Origin of the sequence: Actinomadura sp. SCN-SB (assembly GCF_043906805.1) — a bacterium.
Classification (GTDB): domain Bacteria; phylum Actinomycetota; class Actinomycetes; order Streptosporangiales; family Streptosporangiaceae; genus Spirillospora.
Genome location: NZ_JBIMPP010000030.1, coordinates 82,752 through 90,821, shown reverse-complemented (window position 1 = coordinate 90,821; position 8,070 = coordinate 82,752). Strand labels below are relative to the sequence as shown.

8 protein-coding genes, 2 tRNA genes and 1 pseudogene are annotated in these 8,070 nt (G+C 68.3%); 4 read left to right on the top strand and 7 right to left on the bottom strand.

Annotated elements, in window-relative coordinates; translation table 11 throughout:
- Positions 1 to 95: 95 nt before the first annotated feature.
- Entirely contained in the window at positions 96 to 452 is a 357-nt protein-coding gene (locus ACGWYJ_RS20545; RefSeq protein ID WP_395107769.1) for an ArsR/SmtB family transcription factor, read from the top strand.
- A 101-nt stretch (positions 453 to 553) separates the two neighbouring features.
- Here ACGWYJ_RS20545 and ACGWYJ_RS20540 read toward each other — a convergent pair.
- From ACGWYJ_RS20540 to ACGWYJ_RS20525, 4 genes and pseudogenes are all read right to left on the bottom strand, one after another.
- Positions 554 to 748: pseudogene (locus ACGWYJ_RS20540) on the bottom strand (arsenical-resistance protein); the annotation flags it as partial.
- A gap of 349 nt (positions 749 to 1,097) precedes the next feature.
- Positions 1,098 to 1,170, bottom strand: a tRNA-Lys gene (locus ACGWYJ_RS20535).
- 75 nt (positions 1,171 to 1,245) lie between these two features.
- On the bottom strand, positions 1,246 to 1,812 hold the full coding sequence (locus ACGWYJ_RS20530; protein ID WP_395107767.1) for a response regulator transcription factor: 567 nt from the start codon (positions 1,810 to 1,812) through the stop codon (positions 1,246 to 1,248).
- Positions 1,813 to 2,326: 514 nt separating this feature from the next.
- On the bottom strand, positions 2,327 to 2,503 hold the full coding sequence (locus tag ACGWYJ_RS20525) for a hypothetical protein (RefSeq protein ID WP_395107765.1): 177 nt from the start codon (positions 2,501 to 2,503) through the stop codon (positions 2,327 to 2,329).
- Between the two features lie 255 nt (positions 2,504 to 2,758).
- Between ACGWYJ_RS20525 and ACGWYJ_RS20520 the strand changes: the two genes are divergently transcribed.
- Both ACGWYJ_RS20520 and ACGWYJ_RS20515 read left to right on the top strand, forming a co-directional pair.
- Positions 2,759 to 3,457 (top strand): hypothetical protein, encoded by a 699-nt coding sequence (locus ACGWYJ_RS20520; protein WP_395107764.1) that lies wholly within the window; start codon positions 2,759 to 2,761, stop codon positions 3,455 to 3,457.
- Between the two features lie 20 nt (positions 3,458 to 3,477).
- Complete coding sequence (locus ACGWYJ_RS20515; RefSeq protein WP_395107763.1) at positions 3,478 to 3,834, top strand: hypothetical protein; 357 nt, start codon at positions 3,478 to 3,480, stop codon at positions 3,832 to 3,834.
- Between the two features lie 194 nt (positions 3,835 to 4,028).
- Here the strand turns inward: ACGWYJ_RS20515 and ACGWYJ_RS20510 are convergent.
- From ACGWYJ_RS20510 to ACGWYJ_RS20500, 3 genes are all read right to left on the bottom strand, one after another.
- Positions 4,029 to 4,104 (bottom strand) — tRNA-His (locus tag ACGWYJ_RS20510).
- Positions 4,105 to 4,171: 67 nt separating this feature from the next.
- Entirely contained in the window at positions 4,172 to 4,774 is a 603-nt protein-coding gene (gene orn, locus ACGWYJ_RS20505; protein WP_395107761.1) for an oligoribonuclease, read from the bottom strand.
- Positions 4,775 to 4,836: 62 nt separating this feature from the next.
- Entirely contained in the window at positions 4,837 to 5,490 is a 654-nt protein-coding gene (locus ACGWYJ_RS20500; protein ID WP_395107760.1) for a pyridoxamine 5'-phosphate oxidase family protein, read from the bottom strand.
- A gap of 27 nt (positions 5,491 to 5,517) precedes the next feature.
- Here ACGWYJ_RS20500 and ACGWYJ_RS20495 point away from each other — a divergent pair, with 27 nt between their 5' ends.
- Entirely contained in the window at positions 5,518 to 7,035 is a 1,518-nt protein-coding gene (locus ACGWYJ_RS20495; protein WP_395107759.1) for a PLP-dependent aminotransferase family protein, read from the top strand.
- Positions 7,036 to 8,070: the final 1,035 nt, after the last annotated feature.

The window sequence follows — 8,070 nt, the reverse complement described above, 5'->3', positions numbered from 1 at the left end:
CTTAGTACGGCTCGGTCGTGAATCGGCTCTGGACTGTTCGTCGATCTCGACGAGGCCCTGGCCTGGAGGAACGTCACGCTCCTTACACTTATCGAGTGACCGAAGCCAGAGCGCTCCCCTTGGCCGAGCAGGCAGCCGCGGCCGAGGCGACCGGCGATGATGAGCCGCTCAAGCCGCTAGACCGGAGTGAGGCCGAGAGCATCGCCCGTGTCCTCAAGGCGATCGCCGACCCCACCCGGCTGCAGCTGTTGAGCATGATCGATGCCAGCCCCGGCGGCGAGGCTTGTGTCAACGACCTCACCACCCCGCTCGGCCTGACCCAGCCCACGATCAGCCATCATCTGAAGATCCTCGCCGACGCAGGTCTGCTCGCCCGCGAGAAGCGTGGCAGCTGGGTCTGGTACACCATCATCCCGACTCGCCTTGAGCCTCTCAGAGCCATCTTGGCCTGACGGTCCGTCCCAGAACGCGGGCACCCTGGCCTGCGGCAAGTAGGTCATCTCTCCAGAGCGGGCGTCCCTGGATGGAAGCTGCGGCGTAGCCACTGCGCCGCCTAGGCCAGAGCCACTAGGACAGGTACCTCGATCAGAGGGCCCACCACCCCGGACAGTATCTGCCCAGAGGTGACGCCGAAGGTGGCAATGGCGACCGCGATGGCGAGCTCGAGGTTGTTGCCGGCTGCGCTGAACGCCGGTGTCGTGGTGCGGTCGCAGTGCAGGCCCATATCACGCCCAAGTGCGAAGGAGCCTGTGGGAACCCCACAGCACGGCGAAGGAGCGGACTCCAGTTGCAGCCGGTTCCTGGCATGAGACTGCTGCGCGGCCAGTCCCCCGAGTCCCCGGTACAAGCCGGCAGATCCGCGCCACACCAGTACCAACAGCCCCAGAACATGCGGCACCGCGACCGAAACCCATTATTCGGGCGTCACACAAGGGCCTATTTCACTCACAGTAATCGGCCCTGGCAGGGGTTCCAGGGGCCATGATCGTCCCCAGTCCGGAACGACGAGCGAACATCGAGCGAACACGGCGTTTGGATCGATCCAACACGGCCAGAAACACTCTCGAAATTGGGGAGAATGTGCTGGTCAGGCGGGGTGCGCCGTCAGGGACTTGAACCCCGAACCCGCGGATTAAGAGTCCGCTGCTCTGCCAATTGAGCTAACGGCGCTGGTCGTGGCCGGGGAGGCTGGCTCCCCGGTGACACGTTGAAGGTTAGCAGGAGCTGAGGGGCAGTGCGAATCGGTTAATCCTTGGCGGGGAGGACGCTGACCATGCCGCGCCAGAGGGCGATGGCGGTGGCGCGGGAGCCTACGCCCAGCTTGGAGTAGATGCGGTTGACGTGGTTCTTGACGGTCTTCTCGCTGAGGTAGAGCTGGCGGGCGATCTCGCCGTTGGAGCGGCCGCTGGCGATCAGGTCCATGACCTCGGCCTCGCGGGCGGACAGGCCCAGGTCGGCCCGGCTGGCGTCGCGGAGGGCGCGGATGAGGTCGGGGACGGTGAAGGCACCGGGGACGAGGTGGCCGCAGGCGCCCTGGCGGAGGGCGGGTTCGGCGGAGGCGGGGTCGGCGGCGAGGACGAGGACGCGGGAGCTCTTGCTGAGCGGGGCGGTGTGGGGGGCGGCGGAGGCGTTCAGGAGGATGACGTCGGGGCGGAGGCGGCGTGCGAGGGGCAGGGCGTCGTGGCCCGCGGAGGTCTCGGCGATTACCTGGAGTTCGTCGCTGTTCTCCAGGAGTGCGATGACGTCGGCGCGGGCGTGGGGGTTCTCCTCTACTACGAGGACGCGCAGTGGGCCTGTTTCGTCGGCACTCATCCCGGCTCCGGTGGGTCGGTCATGGATTCGGAGCATAACGGGCAGATCATCCAGAGTCGATGAGTCGATGCCATGAGTGAGGCGGATTGCCGGGGTCGTATGGAGGAGGGACCGGTCGGTGACCGGGGCCTGTCGGTTCGGGGTGAGTGAGGGATTGAACACCGACGTGTGGACAAGGAGTTGTTTCGCTGTCGGCGGTACCTGCCGCCCCCGGCGTCGGCGGAGCAGCATCGCCGCGACCTTCAAGGCTGCCTTCGGTGTACTTCTCGATCGCCTTGGAGGAGTCGTCGGGGTAGGGCACGTGCCTGTTGCGCGCCTTGACGATGATCTCCCCGAGTTGGCGGAGGTCATTGCGGCGGACCCGGCGGAACCCGCGGGGCGAATCGTCCCGTAACACCGCCTGTCCCCAATCGATCAGGTAGAAGCCGCCACCATTGACCATCCAATTCTGCGGGCGGATGTCGCCGTGCGCGAATGGCGTCCGCCCGGACGTCCACGTTCTGGAACAGGCGGGTCAGTCGATCGAGCCGGTGCACAGGAACTTGTCCAGCGTCGCCGGGTTCGCCTGGGCGAGATCGAGCGTGCCCGCCCGGCGGTCGCCGCCCGGATCGGTCGGCGCGTCGATCCATCGGGTCCGAGCCGTCTCGATCAACTCGGTCCGGCGGGGCCCGCCATCCGGGCCTGCGTTCATGGGGATTTCCCCATGTCCCCAAGATGGACTCTTACCCGCGTGTAGTTCGTTACTTCGCGGCGTGACCAGCGGCGACAGGTCGCTGACAGGGGTTGGATAGCGCCGCCGTCCTACGCTTCGACGCCGATCACCCTGCTGGGCGAGTGGTTGCGAATGCGAAAGGCGGAACAGTTCCCTATGCTCCTACCCGGAGACCTTCGTGGCCGGGGCGTGCGCTTCGGCCTCGGGCGTAAGGCTGATCCTGTCGGCACTCTGGTGATCCGGCGGCTGCCCGGAACCGGTGCACGGCTGGCCGTGGCCGCGGCGACCTGCGGGACGTTGCTGGCCGGTTGCTCCGAGGACCCGCCGCCACCGCCGATCGAGATCGGGCGGGCACGGCCGTCGGGCCAGCGCATCACCTACCCCACGGTCTACGACCCCTCCGGCCATTTCGCCTTCGACCAATGGCCGCCGGCCTGCTCCCTCCTGACCAAGGCCGAGCTGGCGTCCGTCCTGCCCCAGGCGCGGAACATCACGCACAAGCAGCAGGACGGCAAGTTCAGGTTGAGGTTCTCCGGGCGTAGGGTGACCGCCAAGGGCGCCTCCTGCACCATCACGTTCGGCCTTCCGGGAATGACGGGGTCCGTCACGATCTCCGAGGACGCCACCGGGAGGCTGGTCGACACCCGGCAGAACCGCTTGACCGAAAATCCCGGCAAGGTCGATGTCGGCGGCGGCTGCACCACGGACAACACGATCAAGATCGAGTGCAAGCGAGGTCAGGTCGCGTTCAGCCTGGAAGTCCACCTGTCGTACCAGAACAACAAGCCCTCGGCAGATGAGAACAGGGTCCGCTACTCGATGGGCGGCAAGGTGACCACTTTCTCCAGTAACAACGACATCAAGCAGCGCTGGGCCTTCGAGCGGCAGCACCTCATCGTACCTCTGGGGAAGATGGCCGCCGCCAAGCTCTGAACACGAGGACCTGAGCCGGAATGTCGCAGGACCGGTCGTGGCGGGCCATCTCAACAATCGCCGGCGTGCTGTGGGGCATAGGTGTCTTCGCCCTGCTCCTGCTCGGCTTTGCGACCCTCGATCTCTCGAACGAAAAAGGCAGGTACTGCGAGTCCATCGACCATCAAGACCCCTGCACCCGGCTTCAGGCGACGAGCTCGGAGGAGGTTCTGCTCGCGATCGCCGGGGCATTCGTGATGGTGCTCATGGGGGTTTTCGTACTGGCTCTCAGCCGGTCACCGATGGCGAGACGAGAATTCCGGGGGCTTCTCCTGACCGCCACGTCCCTTCTTTGGCTCGGCGGCGCCTTCGCGGTTCTCCTCGGGCTGCATTTTTGAGGCCGTCACCCCGGCGACGCTCGCCGAGGCGAACCCGGCTCCGGTGAGCGTGCTGTCCAGGTCCTCGATGCGGGACCGCGCGGCCCGGACGGCGGTGCCACCGGTCGCTCCCGGAATCGGGCATTCGGTCGGGGAGTGGGTGCCATAACGATCAAGGCCCTGGTCTGGGTTGGTGACCAGGGCCTTTTCTGGTTTGGGGTGAGTGAGGGGACTTGAACCCCCGACACCCAGGACCACAACCTGGTGCTCTGCCGACTGAGCTACACCCACCGTGGCCGGGACGGTGTCCCGGCTTCATGAAGTGTAGCGGTTCCGGGTGGGTGGTTGGCCACTTGGTTTAGGCGCCGCCGGCGGTGATCTCGGCGGCCAGGGCGCGGGCGGTCTCGGAGTCGGGGCCCGGTTGCGGGACGAACAGGGCGGCGCGGTAGTAGCGCAGTTCCTGGATGCTCTCGGTGATGTCGGCCAGGGCGCGGTGGCCGCCCTTCTTCTCCGGGCTGGCGAAGTAGACGCGGGGGTACCAGCGGCGGGCCAGTTCCTTGATGCTGGACACGTCGATCATGCGGTAGTGCAGGTGGGCGTCCAGGGCGGGCATGTCGCGGGCCAGGAACGAGCGGTCCGTGGCGATGGAGTTGCCGCACAGGGGGGCCTTCTTGGCGTCCTTGATGTGCTTGCGCACGTACTGGAGGACGGCGTCCTCGGCCTCGGCGAGGGTGACGCCGCCGGGAAGCACGTCGAGGAGGCCGGACGTGGTGTGCATCTCCCGGACGACCTTGGACATCTGGGCGAGCGACTCCTGCGGCGGCTTGATCACGACGTCGATGCCCGCGTCCAGCGTGTTCAGCTCACTGTCGGTGACCAGCGCCGCGATCTCGATCAGGGCGTCCTCGCGCAGGTCGAGGCCGGTCATTTCACAGTCGATCCATACGAGCCGCTCGTTCATGGGTTCACCCTACGACCATGGAAGAGCGGGCGGGCCACCGAGTTTCGCCGAACCCGTCCGGGTCACCGCGCGGGGTCGGCGATGTGCGGCGGGACGGGGATGCCGGGGCGCAGCCGAGGGTCGGGTAGCGGAGTGCCGAACGCCTGGTGGACGGGGAGGACGCCGGCCCAGAGGTCGAGGGCGTAGTCCTCGTCCTCGTCGCCGGGAGGGCCTTGCCGTACTTTGACGGAGGCTTCTTCCAGGGGGAGGGCGAGGACGGCCGTGGCCGCCATCTCCTTGCGGGTGGGGCGGCGCGCGACGTCCCACTGGCCGGGGGCGATCTGTTCGACGATGGCATGGAGGCCCGCGTACTTCTCGTCCTCGCCGGTGACGAGACGGGGAGTGCCGTAGATGATGGCGCTTCTGTAGTTGATCGAGTGGTGGAACAGGGAGCGTGCCAGGACGATGCCGTCCAGGTGTGTGACGGTGACGCAGATGTCCTGGGCGGGGGCCGCCATCAGGCTGGAGGCGCCGCTGGATCCGTGGACGTAGAGGGTGTCGCCTGAACGCCCGTACCCGGTGGGGATGACACGGGGAGAGCCGTCGATGACCACGCCGAGGTGGCAGATCCGGCCTTCGTCCAGGATCGCGTAGAGGTCCGTGCGGTCGGTGAACGCGCGGTCCTTCATCCTGCCCAGCCGGGTGCGGACGGTTGAGGACAACGGTGTGCTGCTCATGTCGAGTTACCGTACGAGGCAAGTGGCATGCTCTGTAGTGCCACTTGGTATCGATATCTGGAGACCACTTTGCGGAACTTCGACTTGCCCGTGTCGGTGGACCGTGCCCTGGGCGAGCCGCTGAACGAGCAGGTCGCCAAGCAGTTGCGGTCCGCCATGCGGGAGGGGCGCCTCAGGGCCGGGGAGCGGCTGCCCTCCAGTAGGGCGCTCGCAGGGTTGCTTGGGGTGAGCCGGATGGTGGTGACGGATGCGTACGGGCAGTTGTACGCGGAGGGCTGGCTGGAGGGCAGGCACGGCTCCGGGACGTTCGTCACCGATATCCTTCCGCCGCAGTCCGCTGAGGCGGTCCTGACGGCGGTACGGGAAGAAGAGGCCGTTGAGCTGCGGCCAGGGATGGTGGACCTGCGTCCAGGCGTGGCCTGGGTCAAGGGCTTGGACACGCCCGCGTGGCGGCGTGCCTGGCGGCTGGCCGCGACGGTGCCTCCCGCCATGCGCCCCGATCCTCGGGGATTGCCCGGCCTGCGCATCGCCCTCGCCGACTATGTGCGACGCAGCCGAGGGGTGGCCTGCCCTATCGAACGGCTTCTCGTCACAAGGGGAGCCACAAATGGCCTGGACTTGCTCGCGACCGCCGTACTGCGCCCTGGAGACCGGGTGGGTGTGGAGGAACCCGGCTACACCAAGGCGCGCTCAGTGCTGGCGGCGCGTGGCATGGAACTGGTGCCCTGCCCCGTGGACGAGCACGGCCTCATAGTGGACGCGCTCCCGGACGGACTGCGTCTCGTCTACACGACACCGTCCCACCAGTACCCCCTCGGCGGCGTACTGCCGGTACCGCGGCGCCAAGCGCTGCTGGCGTGGGCACGGCGTACCGGCGCGCTCATAGCGGAGGACGATTACGACGGGGAGTTCCGGTACGACGTGGCGCCGCTGCCCGCCCTGTACGGCCTCGACCCTGACGTGGTGGTGTATCTGGGGACGACGTCCAAGACGTTGACGTCCGACATGGGAGTGGGATGGCTGGTCGCCCGCCCCGACCTGGTCGAGGCCATAGCCGCGCTCAGGACGGACCTCAATGACCGTACGGCCGTCGTCCCTCAGGAGGCCCTGCGCATCCTGCTGGAACGCGGTGACCTGGACCGCCATGTGCGACGGATGCGCGCCGAGTACGCGCGGCGCCGCGCCGCCGTGGCGCAGGCACTCGACGGCCTGCCCCTGCTGGGCGACACGGCCGGGTTGCACCTCGTCGTCGAGGCGGACAAGGCCGTGGTGGACAGGGCCGTCGCCGAGGCTGCGCGCCGTGGTGTCCTTCTGGACGCCCTGGAACGGCACCACGCGGGCACGCCGAGAGCGACCGGCCTGGTGATCGGCTACGGGGCGGCGGCGAACCTGGGGGAGCTCAGGTCCGCGTGCTCGCTGGTTCGGGAACTGGTCGTGACGGCCCGGAGGGAACTCCGGTGGGACGGGACGGTCCCGGCGGCTCCACGGAGCGGAGGTCGTCGGCCGGATGGTCGGCGTCCGCCGGACAGGACGCCAGGCCGTTGAGCTGTGCGCCGCCGGACGGGGCGGTGGTGGCCAGGGGAGCGGTGAGCTTGCCGGGGCGCGGCGACGGCGAGGCTCCGGCCGGCTCGGCGGCGCGGGGCAGCGGAACCGCGAGCCGCGTGGACGCGGAGGCGGCGGCCGGCTCGTCGTCCGGGCCGACGACGGGCACGGGGGCGGGGTGGAGCGGAACCGGTTCCGGCGTGAAGGGACGGTGCGAAGGCTGCGTGAAGGTGGGACGGTGCCTCGGGACGGCCGTGACGGGGGTGTCCGGCCCCGTGACGCGCCGGATGTCGATGCCGCCGGGATCGGGCCGGTTCATACCGGGGACCTGGGACGCTCCGAAGTGCCCGCCCCGTGCCCAGTCCCGCCTGGCGCGCTGCGCGTGGTAGGACTGCGGCGAGGGCAACGGCGGTCCGGCGGGCCAGCGCCGCTCGACCCGCCAGGCGTCGAGCCATTGCATGATCATGTTCAGGCCGTTCAGCACCGTTCCGGTGAACGGATCGCGGGCGTGTCCCACCACCAGCACCTGGACGCAGACGCGCCCCTCGTGCCCGGCGGGGCCGTCGATCAGCCCTCCGGCCCTGTTCACCGGCACCAGCTGGACGATCTGTCCGGAGCACGGGTTCCATACCAGATGCGCCGGGGTCTGCCTGCGGAGCAGGTCGGCGGCCACGGAACGCGCCGAGACCACGCGGGGGTCCGACTCGCTGCTGAACCAGACGGCGCGGGGAGCACCTCCTCGCAGCGCTCCACCGTCCTGTGTAGCGGGCATGCGTCCGACTCCCGGCAGCCATGCGTCTGCCACGGTGTGTCCCCCCCAATCGGGCGGTCTTGGCCCCGAATGGCGCTAGATCCTCGTTGCTCGCCCGGCCGAACCGGTGAGTCCGGCCTGCCGCCTCGGGCTGATTCGACGGCCGTCAATGTTGTTCGACGAAGTGCTCCTCGTGGGTGTCGAGGCAATGCGTCCTATTTTGATCGACCCTCGGCTCCGTTGCGTAGTCTTGCGGACCACCCAATCACGGCCATGTCACGGCTCTC